This window comes from Bacillus sp. FSL K6-3459, from assembly GCF_038003305.1.
In the GTDB taxonomy this organism is placed as follows: Bacteria; Bacillota; Bacilli; order Bacillales; family Bacillaceae; genus Bacillus; species Bacillus pumilus_O.
The window spans coordinates 2,045,095-2,064,187 of the sequence record NZ_JBBOOW010000001.1 but is presented as its reverse complement, the minus strand read 5'-3'; the positions used below and the strand labels follow the sequence as shown (position 1 = coordinate 2,064,187).

Below are 19,093 nucleotides of genomic sequence, written 5' to 3'. Positions count from 1 at the left end.
GTGATGAGACGTTGGAGGCTTTGTACTATTATTGGTCCATCTGGTTCGTTTGGATTATCGTGACATTTATTATGGAAAAAAGCTCATGGCGCAATGTGTTAGGCATCTGTGTTCTTGTTCATATTATATGTAGTCATTTCATGATATCCATGTTTGACATGAGCCTGAATGCGGGGTACTTGATGACCTTTTTATATGCATGTGCAGGTTTCGTTCTATGCCGGTCTGGTCATCAAATAATGAGAATCATACAATTAGGTTCTATGGTGAGCGCATATGCCTTTTTTATGATTTTTGCATTATATGACCCGGTTTGGTTCACGCTAATAAAAGTGGATTGGGTCGTATTTACCTTGCTGATCTTAATGTCTTTGACATATGGACATGATTTCAAGGAACGAGTCACCTTATGGATGATGTCTATATGTCTTGGCGAAGCCCTTTATGCGCTTACGATTCACCGCCTGACATCATCGATTGTCATAGGAGATCTCTCTTTTCTGTCCCTTGTTGTTCAAGGGTCCATCTTCCTATTAGGTGTCGATCAGCTTGAAAAGCTCTTGAACGCCCGTTCATCAAGAAAACCAGTAAAAGGGGCTGCAAAATCAACATGACGGATTATACGTTTCCTGTGATTATTGGTGTCATCTTTGGGATGGCGGCAAGGCTTTATATGTTAAGAACAGATTACCGGCAATATCCTACGTATATTCATGGACAAGTGATTCACATTGCGCTTGGTTTTATCGCTTCAGGACTTGGTGCGATCATTATGCCTGCACTCATTCAGGAGGAATTTACGGCAATTACCTTTCTCACACTGGCGGCCACGCAATTCCGAGATGTCCGCAATATGGAAAGAAATACGTTAACTCAAATGGATTCATATGAGCTAGTATCAAGAGGCAGTACATATATAGAAGGCATTGCTATTGCTTTTGAAAGTCGAAATTATATTGCGATTCTCACGGCACTGATTACGACTACAGCTTGCATTTTCTTCTCGCTCGTTATTGGAACAGTGGTCGGTATTCTTTGTTTTTTCTTGGCAAAGCTATTAATGTCTGGCAGTCAATTAAAGGATATTGTCAACATACAAAAAGGAGAACTTCGCTTTGATGGGGCAGGGCTTTATGTGAACGATATTTACATCATGAATATCGGACTGCCCGAAAAACAAAAGCTCATTTTAGAGCATGGGATGGGTTTTGTTTTGACACCGAAAAATTTCAACGCAGCCACAACGATTGCTAACCTTGGGCAGCGGCAAGCCATTTTATTTGATTTATCCAATGTACTTGGTGTGTATCGTGACTCTGGTGAACCATCACTCTGTCCGCTCGCAAAGCGTGATTTGAATAACGGCACACTTGGTGTGTTCATTTTACCGCAATGGTATCGTGAAGATCTCGCTGTCCGTGTATTAGAAGAAGTACCCATTTTAGAAAATGCCATCAGAATGCCGACAGAGTTCATAAAAAAGAAAGTGAGGTAATAGGGCATGGCGAACACCATTGAACAATTTATACTCGCTGTGGCTACAACAAATAAAGAGCGGGTCATGGGCGGAACAGCGGTTTTTTTCTGTGAAAATAAAGAAGAACTAGATATGTACGCCATGAATTTAGAGGCCATTTTAGATGGCATTGCACACGGAATTGGAGAAGATCTTTACTTGATTGTCAAACATTTTTAAGTTATTCATTGTGGTCTGATTAAAAATTGATATAATATATAAGTTGAACCCTTCATGTTTGAAGGGTTTATTTCATAAAACTGAATGAAAATTTTAAATCCCGGTTGAAACATGATGAACATATTGAATCGCGGCTGGATTGAAAGGAAGGGTACTATGGGTAAACCTGTCGTAGCCATTGTTGGAAGGCCCAACGTTGGAAAATCTACAATTTTTAATCGAATCGCAGGCGAAAGAATATCGATTGTAGAAGACACACCTGGTGTAACAAGAGATCGAATTTATAGCTCTGCTGAATGGTTAAATTATGACTTTAATTTAATAGATACTGGTGGAATTGATATTGGAGATGAGCCATTTTTAGCGCAAATTCGCCATCAAGCAGAAATTGCAATGGATGAAGCGGATGTCATCATCTTTATGGTGAATGGCCGAGATGGCGTGACATCAGCGGATGAAGAAGTCGCAAAAATTTTATATCGCACGAAAAAGCCAGTTGTACTTGCTGTCAATAAACTGGACAACCCTGAAATGAGAAGTGACGTGTATGACTTTTATGCACTAGGGTTTGGCGAGCCATATCCGATTTCTGGAACGCACGGATTAGGTCTTGGCGATCTACTTGATGCAGTTGCAGAACACTTTAAGAACTTACCAGATACGCAGTATGATGAACAAGTTGTCCAGTTCTGCTTAATTGGCCGCCCGAATGTAGGGAAATCTTCTTTAGTGAATGCGATGCTCGGAGAAGACCGCGTCATTGTCAGCAACATCGCTGGTACAACAAGAGATGCTGTGGATACGATGTTTACGTACAATCAGCGTGATTTTGTCATTGTTGATACAGCAGGTATGAGGAAAAAAGGAAAAGTATACGAAACAACAGAAAAATACAGTGTGCTTCGTGCATTAAAAGCTATTGATCGTTCTGATGTTGTCGCTGTTGTTCTAGACGGTGAAGAAGGCATTATTGAGCAGGATAAACGTATTGCAGGCTATGCACATGAAGCTGGTAAAGCCGTTGTAATCGTTGTGAACAAATGGGACGCTGTTGAAAAAGATGAGCGTACGATGAAGGAATTTGAGCAAAACATTCGTGAGCATTTTCAATTCCTAGATTATGCACCTGTCTTATTTATGTCTGCTCTCACGAAAAAGAGAATTCATACGTTAATGCCGTCCATTATTACAGCTAGTGAAAATCATGCGATGCGCGTTCAAACGAATATTTTGAACGATATCATCATGGATGCAGTCGCAATGAATCCAACACCGACACACAATGGACAGCGCCTGAAAATTTATTATGCGACACAGGTGGCTATTAAGCCTCCGTCCTTTGTTGTGTTTGTAAACGATCCAGAGCTTATGCACTTTTCTTATGAACGTTTCCTAGAAAACCGCATTCGAGATGCGTTTGGTTTTGAAGGAACACCGATTAAAATATTTGCGAGAGCGAGAAAATAAAAAGGGTGAGCAGAATGAAGAAAATTTCAGTACTTGGAGCAGGAAGCTGGGGAACAGCGCTTGCTCTTGTATTAGCTGATAATCATCATGATGTACACATGTGGGGACATAGACAAGAGCTCATTGACCAAATCAGTGAGAAACATGAAAATCATGATTACTTGCCAAATGTTGCACTGCCAGCGTCTATCAAGGCGACGACAGACATGAAGCAGGCGTTAGAGGGAACAGACGCTATTATTGTTGCTGTGCCAACAAAGGCCATTCGTGAAGTGTTGAAGCTGGCAAATGAGCTGATCACATCAAAAGTGCCGTTTGTCCATGTAAGTAAAGGGATTGAACCAGATACACTTCTGAGAATATCTCAAATGATTGAACAAGAAGTCCCAGACGAGAAAAGAGAAGCTGTCGTTGTCTTATCAGGACCGAGCCATGCTGAGGAAGTAGGTTTGCGTCATCCGACAACTGTCACTGTTTCATCAGAAAATATTGAAGCAGCTCAATTTGTTCAAGATTTGTTCATGAACAACAACTTTAGAGTCTATACAAACCCTGATGTGATTGGTGTAGAAATTGGCGGCGCACTGAAAAATATCATTGCTCTTGCGGCAGGGATCACAGACGGGCTTGGATATGGTGACAATGCGAAAGCGGCGCTCATCACTAGAGGACTCGCTGAAATTGCACGTCTCGGTACAAAAATGGGAGGGAATCCTCTGACATTTGCTGGCTTAACGGGCGTTGGAGATTTGATTGTGACATGTACAAGTGTTCATTCACGTAACTGGCGCTGCGGAAATCTGCTTGGTAAAGGGTATAAGCTTGAAGAAGTGCTCGAGAAGATGGGGATGGTCGTTGAAGGCGTCCGTACAACAAAAGGCGCTTATCAGCTCTCCAAAGAATACAAAGTCAGCATGCCGATTACAGAGGCGCTTTACCACGTCCTGTTTGAAGGGAAAAAGGTGGACGATGCTGTCGAGTCATTAATGGCACGTGTGAAAACACATGAAATGGAAGACCTTGTGAACATGTTTGAGAACCAAACAAAATAAATGGAAGACTAACTTAGGCGTGTAGAGGATGCAAGAAGGGGAAGACTTGCATAACATAGCAATGAAGTTTGAATAGAGCTTTGCCTCTACAGAATGAGGAAAAATAGTCGACCTAATGACTGAAGCGGAGTCCCCCTCTTTGCTTCAGTTTTTTTATGCGCTTTTTTCTGAATGATTGGAAAAATGATTGATATTTACCTTATTTTTGGTTTAGAATGAAATATAAACGCTTACAATTTGTTCGTTTTAAAGGGGGACAGGCACGATGAGTTTTGCTTTAATCAAGATGTGGTTTGCACTTGGTTCAATGGGGCTCATGTTTTTAGCTGTAGTAACCATTTATTTCAGTCGATTTAAGCTGAAGAGCCGGTTTCTTAAAATAACAGCCTCGACCGTCGCATACAGCTTAATGCTGATATCAGGTATCATTGTGTTTTTAGTTGTATTTAGCGGGCCGGTCAATGAATAAAGAAAAAGGAAGAATGTGATGATCAAAGCAAAAGTCAGTGTCACGTTGTTAGCACTTATGTTACTAACAGGATGTCTGTATCCAGAAAATCGCAAAACTGAAAACCGTGTGCCGTACGAAGAGCAGCTGCAAAGCGTTCAGACAGCGATTAAGGAATTTCAAAAAGCAACAAATGGTCTTTTGCCGATTGAAACGAAAGAAGGAGACACGCCGGTTTATCAGAAGTACGTCATCGACTTTAAGCGCTTATCACCAAGATATTTACACGATGTACCGTCTACTTCCTTTGAAGGTGGGGGAGAATATATTTATGTCCTCACAGACGTCGAAAAAAAACCAACTGTGAAACTGCTTGATGTTAAAATGACGCAAACCATCAGTGAATTACGGCTTAGAATCAAATTATATCAAGATGAACATACATATCCGCCATACGGCAAAGTTGTATCAAACAATTTATATACGTTAAATGAAAAAAAGCTAGGCTTAAAATCGCCGCCTACGGTCATGAGTCCTGTGACAGGGAATTCCCTCCCATTACTGATTTCATCAAATGGCGAAATCTATGTGGACTACCGCAGTGATTTTGCTCATATTTTGAAGAATACGAAACAAAAGTTGAAACCAGGTGAAAACATTCAAGATGTCTATTGGCAGGAAACCCCGTTTGTACCCGCGTTTTCTGTCCCATATACCATCAACAAAAAAGGCGAGCCCGACTTTTTAGAAAAAAAGACCTCATAAACAAGAATGAACCTTTTTCCTCTGCATATAAATGAGGAGAAAGGTTTTTTTATGGCTAAACATACTCTCAAAACAAAAAAGGTGTCATATTCAAATAGGACAACGTCATACACATATATTGTCCAGACACCTTTCAAGCAAGTTTGATTGAAGAATAGAGTATTTTAATTGAAAACGAGGATAGCAAGTCCGGGAGGGGATCACTTGGAAAAAGTCGATATTTTCAAGGATATCGCTGAACGAACAGGAGGCGATATATATTTAGGAGTCGTTGGCGCTGTTCGTACAGGGAAATCTACGTTTATTAAAAAGTTTATGGAGCTCGTGGTGCTCCCGAATATCAATAATGAGGCAGATCGTGCAAGAGCACAGGATGAATTGCCGCAAAGTGCAGCAGGAAAAACCATTATGACCACTGAGCCAAAATTTGTACCGAATCAAGCGGCATCAATTCATGTAAGTGACGGTCTTGATGTCAACATCAGGCTTGTCGATTGTGTAGGATACACAGTCCCAGGTGCGCGCGGGTATGAAGATGAAAATGGTCCAAGAATGATTAACACGCCGTGGTATGAAGAGCCAATCCCGTTCCATGAAGCTGCGGAAATTGGCACACGCAAGGTCATTCAAGAGCATTCAACCATCGGTGTTGTGATTACAACGGATGGTTCCATTGGGGAAATCCCAAGACATGATTACATTGAATCTGAAGAACGTGTGATTGATGAACTCAAAGAGGTTGGAAAGCCGTTTATTATGGTGATCAACTCTGTGAGACCCTATCACCCTGAAACAGAAGCGCTGCGGCAGGAACTGAGCCAAAAATATGATATTCCAGTACTCGCCATGAGTGTAGAAAGTATGAGAGAGCAAGATGTCCTCAGTGTGCTTCGTGAAGCATTATATGAATTCCCAGTCCTAGAGGTGAATGTGAACCTCCCAAGCTGGGTCATGGTGCTGAAAGAAGATCACTGGCTGAGAGAAAGCTATCAGGACTCAGTGAAAGAAACCGTAAAAGATATTAAAAGATTAAGAGATGTTGACCGTGTCGTTGGTCAATTCAGTGAATTTGACTTTATTGAAAGAGCGGGTTTAGCAGGGATTGAAATGGGTCAAGGGATTGCGGAAATTGACCTATACGCCCCAGATGATCTATATGACCATATTCTAAAAGAAGTGGTTGGTGTAGAAATTAGAGGGAAAGACCATCTTTTAGAGCTCATGCAAGATTTTGCGCATGCGAAGACAGAATATGATCAAGTATCAGATGCCTTAAAAATGGTAAAGCAGACGGGATACGGAATTGCGGCTCCGGCCTTGTCAGATATGAGTTTAGATGAGCCAGAAATCATAAGGCAGGGCTCGAGATTCGGCGTAAGACTAAAGGCGGTTGCACCATCTATTCATATGATTAAGGTAGATGTAGAGAGTGAATTTGCACCGATTATCGGAACAGAGAAACAAAGTGAAGAGCTCGTCCGCTACTTAATGCAAGACTTTGAAGATGATCCGCTTTCGATTTGGAATTCAGATATATTTGGACGTTCCCTCAGCTCTCTTGTCAGAGAAGGCATTCAAGCAAAGCTGTCACTGATGCCAGAAAATGCAAGATATAAACTGAAAGAAACACTTGAAAGAATCATCAACGAAGGATCAGGCGGTTTGATCGCGATTATTCTATAGCATGTGAGACCTCTCATTGACGGGGGTCTTTTTTTGCGTATGGAATGAGTCATAAAAAGACAATTGTATAAAGATTAGTCAGATTCAGGTTGAAATTAGGAATATTCGTTCGTAAAAGTGCCCTTAATCCTTGACGAATAAGGATTCTTCCCTTTAAAATGCTTGATATGGTATTTCATATGTGTTAATCTACTTACAGAAAATCTTCACTTTGTTGGACAAACATTCCTTCAAAGAGTTGTTTTCTAATGAAAAGCCATGTATACCGCTTTCTAGACGCTATTTTTTTCGAAAAAAGTGTATAGAAAGAAGATGAATTGTGAAGAAATGATAACAATCTATTGAATGCATATTTTTGGGAGGAGGTGAAAGGCATGAACAAGACAGAACTTATTAACGCGGTTGCTGAAGCAAGCGAGTTATCTAAAAAAGACGCGACGAAAGCAGTTGATTCTGTTTTTGATACAATTTTAGATGCACTTAAAAATGGTGACAAAATCCAACTTATCGGTTTTGGTAACTTTGAAGTACGTGAGCGTTCAGCTCGTAAAGGACGTAACCCACAAACTGGTGCAGAGATCGAAATCCCTGCAAGCAAAGTACCTGCTTTCAAACCAGGTAAAGCACTTAAAGACGCGGTGGCAGGTAAATAATCGTTATGTGTAATGATCCTATTGCAGGAGTTATACATATACAGTTTCACACTGGTCTAGAAAAGCCCCTTTCATAAGGGGCTTTTCCTTTTGAATCAAAAGGTTCGTTTAGAACGCTCTCCTTTGCTTTTAGGATCTGAAGTGTGCTAGAATCTGATTGAAATGTAATCGCCTTTGGAGGATATAATACATGAGTGAAATAAATAAAGAACTAATCGAACACGCAGTACGCGATATATTAAAAGCCATCGGAGAAGATCCAGATCGTGAAGGACTTCTTGATACCCCTAAACGAGTAGCAAAAATGTATGAAGAAGTGTTCTCGGGATTAAATGAAGATCCAAAAGAACATTTTAAAACCATTTTTGGTGAAGACCACGAAGAACTCGTTCTTGTAAAAGATATTGCTTTCCATTCAATGTGTGAACACCACCTTGTACCTTTTTACGGAAAAGCTCATGTCGCTTATATTCCGCGTGGCGGAAAAGTGACAGGACTTAGTAAGCTTGCAAGAGCTGTAGAGGCTGTCGCCAAACGCCCGCAGCTTCAGGAACGCATCACATCGACCATTGCAGATAGTATGGTGGAAACACTCAATCCGCATGGCGTGATGATTGTCGTTGAAGCAGAGCATATGTGTATGACGATGCGCGGAGTGAAAAAACCAGGCGCAAAAACAGTGACTTCAGCAGTGCGCGGTACATTTGCAAATGATGCAGCGGCAAGAGCAGAAGTGCTTTCCTTTATTAAAAACGACTAATTCAATAGATGGAAGGTGAACAGATTGAGTGAAAATAAAGCATCTGATTTTGTAGTCATTAAAGCCAATGAAAATGGTGTAAACGTCATCGGCTTAACTAGAGGCTCTGATACAAGATTTCACCATTCCGAAAAGCTCGATAAAGGTGAAGTCATCATTGCACAATTTACTGAGCATACGTCAGCGATCAAAGTAAGAGGCGATGCTGTCATTCAAACAAGCTTCGGGGAAATTCAAAGCGAAGCAAAGAAATAAATACTTGAATGCACTTGATAGCATCAAAGTGAGAGCTGATATGGTATAATAAATCTCTATACAACGTGCAGGGCTACATATGAAACTGTAATTTTTGGGACAAGGGTGATATCTTTGCAAGACATCTACGGAATTTTATCTAATCTAAATATAAAATTAAATAAAAAGCTTTCTCATCCTTATTTGGCGAAACATTTACGTGCGCCACTCATCGATGAAGATAAGCTCCTTCTTTTTCATGCAATGTTTGATGAAGCTCAAATTGATGCAGAGAAAAAGGAAAATTATATTTTAACGGCGATGCTTGTGCAAATTGCCCTTGATACCCATGACGAAGTCACAACTGCTGCAGCGATCAAACAAGACGAATTCAAAAATCGTCAGCTGACTATCTTGGCAGGAGACTATTTCAGCGGTCTCTATTATTCTCTTCTCTCCGACATGAAAGACATCTACATGATTCGCACGCTCGCAACGGCGATCAAAGAAATCAATGAACATAAAATTAGACTGTATGATCGATCCATTCAAGATGCGGCGCACTTTTACAAAAGTGTAGCAACGGTTGAGTCTGCGTTATTTCAAAGGGTTTCTGAGCATTTTCAATTAACGCATTGGAATGAGATTGCAAGTCGTTTCCTTGTTTATAAGCGTTTCATGAAACAAGCAGAAGATGACAAACATTTAAAACTTTTTTTGAACGATAGCTATACGGACGCCTATACATGTTTTGACAACTTTGAGAATGAAGGCTATGAAAAGGCCAAACGATCAATCAAGGAGCATCTTGGTTCATCTCCGGTCGTTCAAAAAGAGCTATTAAATCGCCTGGATCATATGAAAAATGAACCTGCGTATCATCAGAAAGTGGAAGAAGGGTAAGTCATGCAGCAATCAAAAGAACAGCGAGTACACGGTGTATTTGAAAAAATTTATAAAAACTACGATCAAATGAACTCTGTCATTAGCTTTAAGCAGCATAAAAAATGGCGCGATAAAACAATGAAACTCATGAATGTTCAAAAGGGAGCCAAAGCATTAGACGTATGCTGCGGAACAGCCGATTGGACCATTGCGCTTGCTGATGCTGTTGGAGACAAAGGTGAGGTCAAGGGCCTTGATTTTAGTAAAAATATGCTGAGTGTTGGAGAAACGAAGGTGAAGACTGGGGGCTATAATCAAATTGAATTGCTCCACGGAAATGCGATGGAGCTTCCTTTTGAGGATAACACATTTGATTATGTCACGATCGGTTTTGGCCTACGGAACGTCCCTGATTACTTAACGGTGCTAAAAGAAATGACGAGAGTCGTGAAGCCTGGTGGAATGGTTGTCTGTCTAGAGACATCACAACCTGAAATGATTGGGTTTAAACAAGGCTACTATGTCTATTTCAAATACATCATGCCACTCTTTGGTAAACTGTTTGCCAAAAGCTATCAGGAGTATTCATGGCTTCAAGAATCAGCCAAAGCGTTCCCTGGCATGAAAGAATTGGCGGCTCTTTTCGAAGAGGCGGGTCTGTCTGATGTCTCGTATCATCCATTTACAGGCGGTGTAGCAGCAACACATATCGGAAAGAAGCTTTGAATAAACGATATTTGGGTGAAAATAATGAAACTAAAAGCAATGATCTCTTTTTTAAATCATGATATCGATATTATCGAAAAAGAGCTTGAACAAACAGTTCGCTCTGATTATGCATTATTAAGTGAAGCAGGTCTTCATTTGCTGCAAGCGGGCGGAAAACGAATCCGCCCCGTTTTTGTTCTTCTTTCAGGCATGTTTGGCGACTATGACATTAATAAAATTAAATATGTTGCCGTTGCGCTTGAGCTCATTCATATGGCATCGCTCGTTCACGATGATGTCATTGATGATGCAGAGCTGAGAAGAGGCAAGCCAACGATTAAGGCAAAATGGGACAATCGAATTGCCATGTACACAGGAGATTATATGTTTGCAAGATCACTTGAGTATATGACAAAGATCAATCACCCAATGGCGCATGAAATCTTGTCAAAAATGGTCGTCGAGCTTTGTCTTGGTGAAATCGAGCAAGTGAAAGACAAATATAATATGGATCAAAACCTGCGTACATATTTAAGAAGAATCAAACGGAAAACAGCTTTGCTCATTGCAGGTAGCTGTCAGTTAGGTGCAATAGCAGCAGGTACAGATGAGAAAACACATAAAGCCCTTTACTGGTTTGGCTACTATGTCGGGATGTCCTATCAGATCATTGATGATGTGCTCGACTTCACATCAACCGAAGAAGAGCTTGGTAAGCCTGTTGGAGGGGACCTTTTACAAGGAAATGTCACACTCCCAGTCTTATATGCACTGAAGAATCCTACACTCGAAGGCCAATTAAAGCTGATTAATAGTGAAACAACAGAAATGCAGCTAAAGCCTGTGATTGAACACCTCAAACAAACAGGTGCGATCGACCGCTCGATTCGAGTGAGTGAAATGTATTTGAAAAAGGCATTCGAACAGCTGGACAAACTTCCTCGAGGACGGGCAAGAACGTCACTCGCCTCCATTGCCAAATATATTGGAAAACGAAAATTCTAATCAACATATTGTTGATTGGTTTTTTTGTGAAATTTTTTGTCGAAAATTGATTATTGTATAAAAAAATGATACGATCACTTTGTAACAATGTAAGCCTATACATACATAAACGACGGGGTGGAGAACGTATATGGACAAAACATTTCTTATGGTCAAACCTGATGGTGTGGAAAGACAATTAATCGGTGAAATTGTGTCAAGATTCGAAAAAAAGGGACTTCAGCTTGTTGGTGCAAAACTAATGAGTATTCCAAAAGAAGTAGCAGAAACTCATTACGGAGAGCATAAAGAAAAACCATTTTTCGGGGAATTGGTGGACTTTATTACGTCAGGACCAGTGTTTGCAATGGTATGGCAAGGTGAGCAGGTAGTAGAAGTCACAAGACAGATTATCGGAAAAACAAACCCGAAGGAAGCGCTTCCGGGCACGATCAGAGGAGACTATGGATTGACAGTTGGAAAAAACATTATACATGGTTCAGACTCACCAGAAAGTGCTGAAAGAGAAATCAACTTATTCTTTAAACAAGAAGAAATTACAAACTGGGATCAAACCATCTCAAGCTGGATTTATTAAAATTCAAGCCAAGGTGTTCATCAAATGAGCACCTTGGCTTTTTTGTATGAATATTTCTATACGAAATTTAGCATGAGAAGATACAAATTTTCGATAAAAACAGCTATACTAGGACAAAGATAGATGAGACAGGAGAGGACTTTGATGGATCAATATCAAGTATTTGTTGGAAAATGGAAAAAACTAACCGGGGTGGATCTGAATTTATATAAAGAAGCACAAATGAAACGAAGATTAACGTCACTTTATGATAAAAAAGGCTATAGAGATTTTGAAGCGTTCGCGGCTGCCCTTGAAAAGGATAGAGCACTATTAGATGAGACGATGGATCGAATGACGATCAATGTGTCAGAATTTTACCGAAACTATCAGCGCTGGGAAGTGCTTGATCAAAAAATTCTTCCACTGCTTTCGAAAAACGGTGGGACTTTGAAAATATGGAGTGCAGCATGTTCGACAGGCGAGGAGCCATATACACTTTCAATGCTGCTATCAAGCCATCCACTTGTGAAGGACTTCCAAATTATCGCAACTGATATTGATGATAAAGTGCTGCAATCAGCTCAAAAAGGAAGATACCATGAACGATCACTACAAGAGGTACCAGATCAAATTAAGCAAAAATATTTCACAAAAGAAGATTCTTCATTTTACACTGTGAAAGATGAAGTGAGAAGGCATATTCAATTTAAAAAGCACAACCTTTTAGCAGATCCTTATGAAAAACAGCTTGATCTTATCGTGTGCCGAAATGTCCTTATCTACTTTACAGAAGAGGCAAAAGAAGAGATTTACATGAAAATGAGCAGTAGTTTAAAACCAAATGGCGTATTATTTGTTGGTTCAACTGAACAAATTTTTCACCCAGAAAAGTTTGGACTGACATCTGCTGATACTTTCTTTTATCAAAAAAAGGGTATGTAGCTGACTTTTTAGTCGTAAGTGTGTTATTATAGTTTTACTTAAAAGCGTTAATGCGATGAAGGGAGATCAAGTCATGAGATACTTAACAGCAGGTGAATCACATGGTCCACAATTGACCACAATTATTGAAGGCGTTCCAGCGGGACTTTACATAGAGCAGGATGACATTAACTATGAATTGGCTAGAAGACAAAAAGGTCACGGCCGCGGCAGAAGAATGCAGATAGAAAAAGACCAAGCGAAAGTGTTAAGCGGGGTTCGCCACGGGAAAACATTAGGTTCTCCTATTGCACTTGTCGTTGAAAACAACGACTGGAAGCATTGGACAAAAGTGATGGGGGCAGAGCCGATCACAGAAGAAGAAGAGAGTGAAATGAAGCGTCAAATTTCGCGCCCTAGACCGGGACATGCGGATTTAAATGGTGCGATTAAATATGGACATCGTGACATGCGAAACGTATTAGAGCGTTCATCAGCTCGTGAGACAACTGTTCGCGTAGCAGCAGGCGCAGTCGCTAAACAAATCTTGGCTCATTTAGGCATCAAGGTAGCAGGCCACGTTCTTGAAATTGGCGGAGTGAAAGCAGCTCAAACGGCATATGAATCAATTGAAGATTTGCAAAAGGTAACGGAAGAGTCACCTGTTCGCTGCTATGACAGTGAAGCAGGTCAAAAAATGATGGACGCCATTGATGAAGCGAAGAAAAACGGTGATTCAATTGGTGGAATTGTGGAAGTTATCGTTGAAGGAATGCCGGTTGGAGTCGGAAGCTATGTTCACTATGACCGCAAATTAGATAGCAAGCTTGCAGGTGCTGTCCTGAGTATCAACGCTTTTAAAGGGGTTGAATTCGGTATCGGCTTTGAGGCGGCTTCTAAAAATGGCAGTGAGGTCCATGATGAAATCATCTGGGATGAAGAAAAGGGCTATACGAGAAAAACAAATCGCTTAGGTGGTCTTGAAGGCGGAATGTCAACTGGTATGCCAATTGTCGTAAGAGGGGTCATGAAACCAATCCCAACGCTTTACAAACCGCTTCAAAGTGTTGACATCGAAACGAAAGAACCTTTCTCCGCAAGTATTGAACGTTCTGACAGCTGTGCTGTTCCTGCTGCAAGTGTTGTCGCAGAAGCAGTCGTGGCTTGGGAAATCGCCAATGCTGTAGTGGAGCAGTTTGGCCTTGATCAAATTGACCGCATTAAAGAAAATGTTGAAAAAATGCGCCAGCTTCAGAGGGAATTTTAATGAAAACACTGGAAGTTAAGACGTCTTCAGCCACTTATCCTGTATACATCGGTGATGGGATTAAACGCAATATCGTCGACTTGATGACTTCCACGGGGCATTCCTATACGAAGCTCTTAATCGTGACAGATACAGCGGTTGATGCCATTTACGGTAATGAAATGGTTCGATTACTCGAACAAAAATGGTCTGTGCATAAAGTCGTTGTGCCAAGCGGAGAGCAGTCGAAATCTTTTGCTGAGTTTGAGCATATCCATACAAAAGCGATTCAGTTTCAGCTGGATCGCTCCTCGTGCATCATTGCGCTTGGAGGCGGCGTAATTGGCGATTTGGCGGGCTTTGTTGCTGCTAGTTATATGAGAGGTATTGATTTTATTCAAGTACCGACGACGCTACTGGCACATGACAGTGCAGTTGGCGGGAAAACGGGGATTAACCATCCTCTCGGTAAAAATTTAATCGGTGCGTTTCATCAGCCGAAAGCCGTTATTTATGATACGAGCATGCTTGAGACACTATCTCAAACTGAAATGAGGTCAGGCTTTGCTGAGGTCATCAAACATGCCCTCATCTCAAGTGAAGACTTTTTAAAAGAGCTGATGTCTATTCGTTCTTTGGATGAATGCTCAAAAAGCGAGCTCGCACATATGCTGTATCAAGGCATTGAGGTCAAAGCGTCGATTGTTCAAAAAGATGAAAGAGAACAAGGTGTGCGTGCATTTTTGAATTTAGGTCATACACTTGGGCATGCCATTGAAGCAGAGTATGGATACGGCGTTATTACACACGGAGATGCTATTGCAATCGGTATGCAGTTTGCGCTATATGTGAGCGAAAAGAAGCTGGGGCTCAGCCTTCATCGTACGGAACTAAAAGAGTGGATGAAAAAACTCGGATTTCCGGTACAAGTCACCCAAGATATTTCCACGAAAACATTTGTTGACCGCATGATTGGTGATAAAAAAGCAAGAGGTGGAACCGTGCAATTTGTTTTATTAAAACAGGTTGGAGATGCTGTCTTGCAGTCTTTCACAAAAGATGATCTGCATCAATGGCTCGAAGAATGGAAACGGGAGGAGGGATGTCTATGATGTTTCGCGGGATACGTGGAGCTACAACTGTGGCAGAAGATACAGAAACAGAAGTGTTAAACAAAACGAAACAGCTGCTAGAAGCGATTATTTCAAGAAATGAAGTAGATCCAGAACGTGTCGTGCAGATTTTAATTTCAGCTACACAAGATATTCACTCCGTTTTTCCGGCAAAAGCCCTTCGTCAGTTTGAAGGGTGGACGTATGTGCCTGTTACTTGTATGCAGGAGCTGGACATTCATGGCGGTCTAAAGCATTGTATTCGTGTGTTAATGACGGTCCAAACAGACACAAAGCAGGAAGATGTGCAGCATGTGTACTTGGAAGAAGCTGTGACGCTTCGCCCTGATTTACAGTTGACAAAAAACAAGGAATTATAATACGATATGAACAGCCGAAGTTTACACACAGGTGTAAACGGCATTGCAAGTTTAGAGAAGATGAGAATGAGACTAGGGTAGTTGAGATGAGTAGAGTTGAGCTGAGATACGATACTTCTATTTAATCATACTGCCTAAAAGAGCACCCCTCTTTTAGGCTTATTTCGTATACTCATACAAACCCTCTATAGGTCCCCCTCATTCTCCTTAATCCCATTTAAGGAGTGTGCTTATGAATTCCCATTCAAATGTAACCCGATTTTTAAGGGACAGCGAGTCCCACAAAACGATCCCGATTGTTGAAACCATTACAGTTGATACGCTCTCACCGATTCAAATTGTCGAAAAACTCAAGGCAGATATTGTGTATCTACTAGAAAGTAAAGATGAGTCTTCTAGCTGGTCGAGATATTCCTTCATCGGATTACATCCTTTTTTAACCTTACATGATGACCAAAACGAATATATTGCACGTGACGCTGCTGGGCAGGAAGTCATGAAAAAACAAGAACTGAAAGACTTATTAGACTGGATGAAAGAGCAATATCAAATCAAGACACCAGATGTTGACATCCCGTTTACAGGCGGGGCAGTTGGGTATTTAAGTTATGATCTTATTCCAAGCATTGAACCTTCTGTCAGGCCTCACCGAAGCGCATCAACGACAGACAATTGTACTCTATTTGTCTGCCAAACGATGATTGCTTTTGATCACGAAACGAATCACGTTCATTTTATCCAATACACCCAGTTAACCGGAAATGAAACAGAAGACGAAAAAATACAAGCTTACGAAGAGAATCAAAAGCAGCTTGAACAGATGATTCACAAGCTCCATACAAAGATTGATATGAAAGAACTGATTTTAACAGGGAATATGAACGAATCACCGTCGTTTGAACATGTGACATCAACCTATGAAAAAGAGCAATTTCTAAAGGACGTAGAAAAAATCAAAGAATACATTCGAGCGGGTGATATTTTTCAAGGCGTACTCTCACAGCGTTTCGATATCCCAGTGTCAGTGAGTTCATTTGAATTATATCGTGTGCTTCGCATTGTGAATCCATCTCCATACATGTATTTTATGAAATTAAAAGACCGTGATTTAGTCGGAAGCTCACCAGAACGATTAATTCATGCCAAAAATAGGCACTTAGAAATTCATCCTATTGCAGGCACTAGAAAAAGAGGAGCAACAAAAGAAGAGGACGCCGCGCTGGCAAGAGAGCTAATAGAAGATGAGAAAGAAAAAGCAGAACATTACATGTTAGTAGATCTAGCCAGAAATGATGTCGGCCGCGTAGCAGAATACGGCAGCGTATCCGTACCGACCTTTACAAAAGTAGTGAACTTTTCACATGTTATGCACATCATCTCCATTGTGACAGGGAAGCTAAAGCAGGATACACATCCAGTTGATGCACTCATGTCCGCATTTCCAGCAGGCACATTAACAGGGGCACCAAAAATAAGAGCGATGCAATTATTAAATGAAATGGAGCCAGAGCCAAGGGAAACGTATGGCGGCTGTATTGCCTATATTGGATTTGACGGTAATATCGACTCTTGTATTACCATTCGCACCATGAGCGTCAAAAATCAGACCGCTTCCATACAAGCAGGTGCAGGCATTGTTGCAGATTCTGTACCAGAAAATGAATGGGAAGAGACATGTAACAAGGCAGGAGCGCTTCTGAGGGCCATTCAGCTTGCTGAACATATTTTCTCAGAAAAGGAGAGTGTGCAAGATGAATCAGCGACTATCAGCACTTGTTAACGGAGGCTTCCTATCAGAAAATGAAGCACATCAACTCATGCATGATATGATGAGCGGCTTCTTAACAGATGCCGAAGTTGCTGCAAGTCTATCGATTTTAGCGCATAGAGGAGAAACCGCTGAGGAAATGACGGGCTTCGTGAGGGCCATGCGGCAAAAAGCAGAACCAGCGGAAAGATCACTTGATGTCGTTGACACATGCGGCACAGGAGGCGATGGCCTCTCCACATTTAATATATCAACTGCAGCTGCAATTGTAGCTTCCGCCGCTGGTGCTAAAATTGCAAAACACGGAAATCGTTCAGTTTCTTCTAAAAGTGGAAGTGCCGACGTCCTAGAGTGCCTTGGAATTCACATTCAATCCACTCCAGAAGAAACAAGGAGACAAATACAAGAGAAAAACATGGGCTTTTTATTTGCACCAATGTACCATTCATCTATGAAACAAGTAGCGGCTGTCCGCAAGCAGCTTGGCTTCAGGACGGTATTTAATTTATTAGGGCCGCTTTGCCACCCGATGCAAGCCAAAAAGCAAATCATCGGTGTGTATGCAAAGGAAAAGGCAAAATTAATGGCGGAAGCCCTTGCCCCATTAGAGCCAGAGCATGTCCTGTTTGTATGCGGGGAAGACGGGCTGGATGAACTAACGATTACAGCCAATTCATATGTGATTGAACTCAAAAAAGGTGCCATGACAGAATATACGCTAAACCCAGAAGACTTTGGACTGGAGAAAGGATACTTATCAGATATTCAGGTCCAATCACCGGATGAGAGTGCAAAATTGATTCAGAATATATTGAATCATCAAACAGAAGGGGCGCCTCTTCATATTACAGCGCTGAATGCCGGAGCGGCTTTATATGTCGCAGGTAAGTCTGAAAGCCTCATGGCAGGAACATTAAAAGCATTAGAAACGATTAAAAACGGAGCAGCCAAAGAACAATTGGCTCGTTTAAAACAAAAAACGAAAGAGGAAGAGATCTATGCTTAATCAAATCATTGCACGCAAAAAAGAACATATCCAAACGTTACAGTTACCTGATGATGGACACTTTGAAAGGCGCTCATTTAAAGAAGCCCTTGTGAACCCTCACCGCTCGATTGGGCTGATTGCTGAGGTGAAAAAGGCATCTCCTTCCAAAGGAATCATTCAGCCAAATTTTGATCCTCTGCAAACAGCAAAAGCATACGAAAAATCGAATGCTGATTGCTTATCAGTCTTAACAGATGAACCATTTTTTCAAGGAAAGAACGAGTATCTTTCCCTCATTAAAAAACACATTGCACGTCCCATTTTAAGAAAAGATTTCATCATCGATTCCATACAGATAGAAGAGTCAAGACGTATCGGTGCAGATGCCATTTTATTAATTGGAGAAGTGCTTGAACCACAACAGCTGCATGAACTCTATATTGAAGCGAAGGAAAAAGGATTAGATATTCTTGTCGAAGTTCATGCAGCAGAGACGCTGGAACAAATTTTAAACCTATTCACCCCTGAAATCATTGGCGTGAATAACCGAAATTTAAAAACATTTAACACAACAGTTGAGCAAACAAAAGAGATTGCCCCACTTGTTCCAAAGGATGTCTTACTAGTAAGTGAAAGCGGTATTCAAACGTTTGATGATCTGACTTTTGTCAAAAAACATGGAGCGAGTGCCGTTCTTGTAGGTGAATCATTAATGAGAGAACCATCACAAGAAAAAGCCGTTCAGACGTTATTTGGAGAATGA

The 19,093-nt window shown here is 41.0% G+C and carries 22 protein-coding genes; all 22 read left to right on the top strand.

The window, feature by feature from the left end; all coding sequences use genetic code 11:
- Positions 1–11: 11 nt before the first annotated feature.
- Positions 12–614, top strand: a complete 603-nt coding sequence (locus tag MHI35_RS10315) for a YphA family membrane protein (RefSeq protein WP_249407477.1) — start codon at positions 12–14, stop codon at positions 612–614.
- The gene (locus MHI35_RS10310) at positions 611–1,495 is read left to right on the top strand and encodes a YIEGIA family protein (RefSeq protein WP_058014805.1); all 885 of its coding nucleotides are present in this window, start codon (positions 611–613) and stop codon (positions 1,493–1,495) included. Before MHI35_RS10315 ends, MHI35_RS10310 begins: the two co-directional genes overlap by 4 nt.
- Positions 1,496–1,501: 6 nt before the next feature.
- Entirely contained in the window at positions 1,502–1,696 is a 195-nt protein-coding gene (locus MHI35_RS10305; RefSeq protein ID WP_003215794.1) for a capping complex subunit for YIEGIA, read from the top strand.
- A gap of 156 nt (positions 1,697–1,852) precedes the next feature.
- Complete coding sequence (der, locus tag MHI35_RS10300; protein WP_003215663.1) at positions 1,853–3,163, top strand: ribosome biogenesis GTPase Der; 1,311 nt, start codon at positions 1,853–1,855, stop codon at positions 3,161–3,163.
- Positions 3,164–3,177: 14 nt separating this feature from the next.
- On the top strand, positions 3,178–4,215 hold the full coding sequence (locus tag MHI35_RS10295) for an NAD(P)H-dependent glycerol-3-phosphate dehydrogenase (RefSeq protein ID WP_335349456.1): 1,038 nt from the start codon (positions 3,178–3,180) through the stop codon (positions 4,213–4,215).
- 265 nt (positions 4,216–4,480) lie between these two features.
- Entirely contained in the window at positions 4,481–4,684 is a 204-nt protein-coding gene (locus MHI35_RS10290) for a DUF2768 domain-containing protein (RefSeq protein ID WP_034318888.1), read from the top strand.
- Between the two features lie 18 nt (positions 4,685–4,702).
- A complete protein-coding gene (locus MHI35_RS10285) occupies positions 4,703–5,428 on the top strand; it encodes a hypothetical protein (protein WP_335349457.1) in 726 nt (241 codons plus the stop codon).
- 204 nt (positions 5,429–5,632) lie between these two features.
- Positions 5,633–7,111, top strand: coding sequence for a stage IV sporulation protein A (spoIVA, locus tag MHI35_RS10280; protein ID WP_008344534.1), 1,479 nt, complete (start codon positions 5,633–5,635; stop codon positions 7,109–7,111).
- A gap of 374 nt (positions 7,112–7,485) precedes the next feature.
- Positions 7,486–7,764 (top strand): non-specific DNA-binding protein Hbs, encoded by a 279-nt coding sequence (gene hbs, locus MHI35_RS10275; protein WP_003215863.1) that lies wholly within the window; start codon positions 7,486–7,488, stop codon positions 7,762–7,764.
- A gap of 190 nt (positions 7,765–7,954) precedes the next feature.
- Positions 7,955–8,524 (top strand): GTP cyclohydrolase I FolE, encoded by a 570-nt coding sequence (folE, locus tag MHI35_RS10270; protein ID WP_003215789.1) that lies wholly within the window; start codon positions 7,955–7,957, stop codon positions 8,522–8,524.
- A 24-nt stretch (positions 8,525–8,548) separates the two neighbouring features.
- Entirely contained in the window at positions 8,549–8,779 is a 231-nt protein-coding gene (mtrB, locus tag MHI35_RS10265) for a trp RNA-binding attenuation protein MtrB (protein ID WP_003216082.1), read from the top strand.
- A 114-nt stretch (positions 8,780–8,893) separates the two neighbouring features.
- Positions 8,894–9,661 (top strand): heptaprenyl diphosphate synthase component 1, encoded by a 768-nt coding sequence (locus MHI35_RS10260; RefSeq protein WP_144521215.1) that lies wholly within the window; start codon positions 8,894–8,896, stop codon positions 9,659–9,661.
- A 3-nt stretch (positions 9,662–9,664) separates the two neighbouring features.
- Positions 9,665–10,369 (top strand): demethylmenaquinone methyltransferase, encoded by a 705-nt coding sequence (locus MHI35_RS10255; RefSeq protein ID WP_003215527.1) that lies wholly within the window; start codon positions 9,665–9,667, stop codon positions 10,367–10,369.
- A gap of 24 nt (positions 10,370–10,393) precedes the next feature.
- Entirely contained in the window at positions 10,394–11,356 is a 963-nt protein-coding gene (gene hepT / locus MHI35_RS10250; RefSeq protein ID WP_335349458.1) for a heptaprenyl diphosphate synthase component II, read from the top strand.
- A 130-nt stretch (positions 11,357–11,486) separates the two neighbouring features.
- On the top strand, positions 11,487–11,933 hold the full coding sequence (gene ndk, locus MHI35_RS10245) for a nucleoside-diphosphate kinase (RefSeq protein WP_144521217.1): 447 nt from the start codon (positions 11,487–11,489) through the stop codon (positions 11,931–11,933).
- A gap of 144 nt (positions 11,934–12,077) precedes the next feature.
- Positions 12,078–12,857, top strand: a complete 780-nt coding sequence (locus tag MHI35_RS10240) for a CheR family methyltransferase (RefSeq protein WP_088000990.1) — start codon at positions 12,078–12,080, stop codon at positions 12,855–12,857.
- A gap of 73 nt (positions 12,858–12,930) precedes the next feature.
- Positions 12,931–14,103 (top strand): chorismate synthase, encoded by a 1,173-nt coding sequence (aroC, locus tag MHI35_RS10235; RefSeq protein ID WP_088000992.1) that lies wholly within the window; start codon positions 12,931–12,933, stop codon positions 14,101–14,103.
- A complete protein-coding gene (gene aroB, locus MHI35_RS10230; protein WP_144521223.1) occupies positions 14,103–15,194 on the top strand; it encodes a 3-dehydroquinate synthase in 1,092 nt (363 codons plus the stop codon). The genes aroC and aroB overlap by 1 nt, the downstream gene beginning before the upstream one ends.
- The gene (aroH, locus tag MHI35_RS10225) at positions 15,191–15,574 is read left to right on the top strand and encodes a chorismate mutase (protein ID WP_144504655.1); all 384 of its coding nucleotides are present in this window, start codon (positions 15,191–15,193) and stop codon (positions 15,572–15,574) included. Before aroB ends, aroH begins: the two co-directional genes overlap by 4 nt.
- Positions 15,575–15,806: 232 nt before the next feature.
- Positions 15,807–17,354: an anthranilate synthase component I gene (gene trpE / locus MHI35_RS10220; RefSeq protein ID WP_335349459.1), complete on the top strand. Its 1,548-nt coding sequence runs from the start codon at positions 15,807–15,809 to the stop codon at positions 17,352–17,354.
- Entirely contained in the window at positions 17,326–18,348 is a 1,023-nt protein-coding gene (gene trpD, locus MHI35_RS10215) for an anthranilate phosphoribosyltransferase (RefSeq protein ID WP_144521229.1), read from the top strand. Before trpE ends, trpD begins: the two co-directional genes overlap by 29 nt.
- Complete coding sequence (gene trpC / locus MHI35_RS10210) at positions 18,341–19,093, top strand: indole-3-glycerol phosphate synthase TrpC (RefSeq protein ID WP_144521231.1); 753 nt, start codon at positions 18,341–18,343, stop codon at positions 19,091–19,093. The genes trpD and trpC overlap by 8 nt, the downstream gene beginning before the upstream one ends.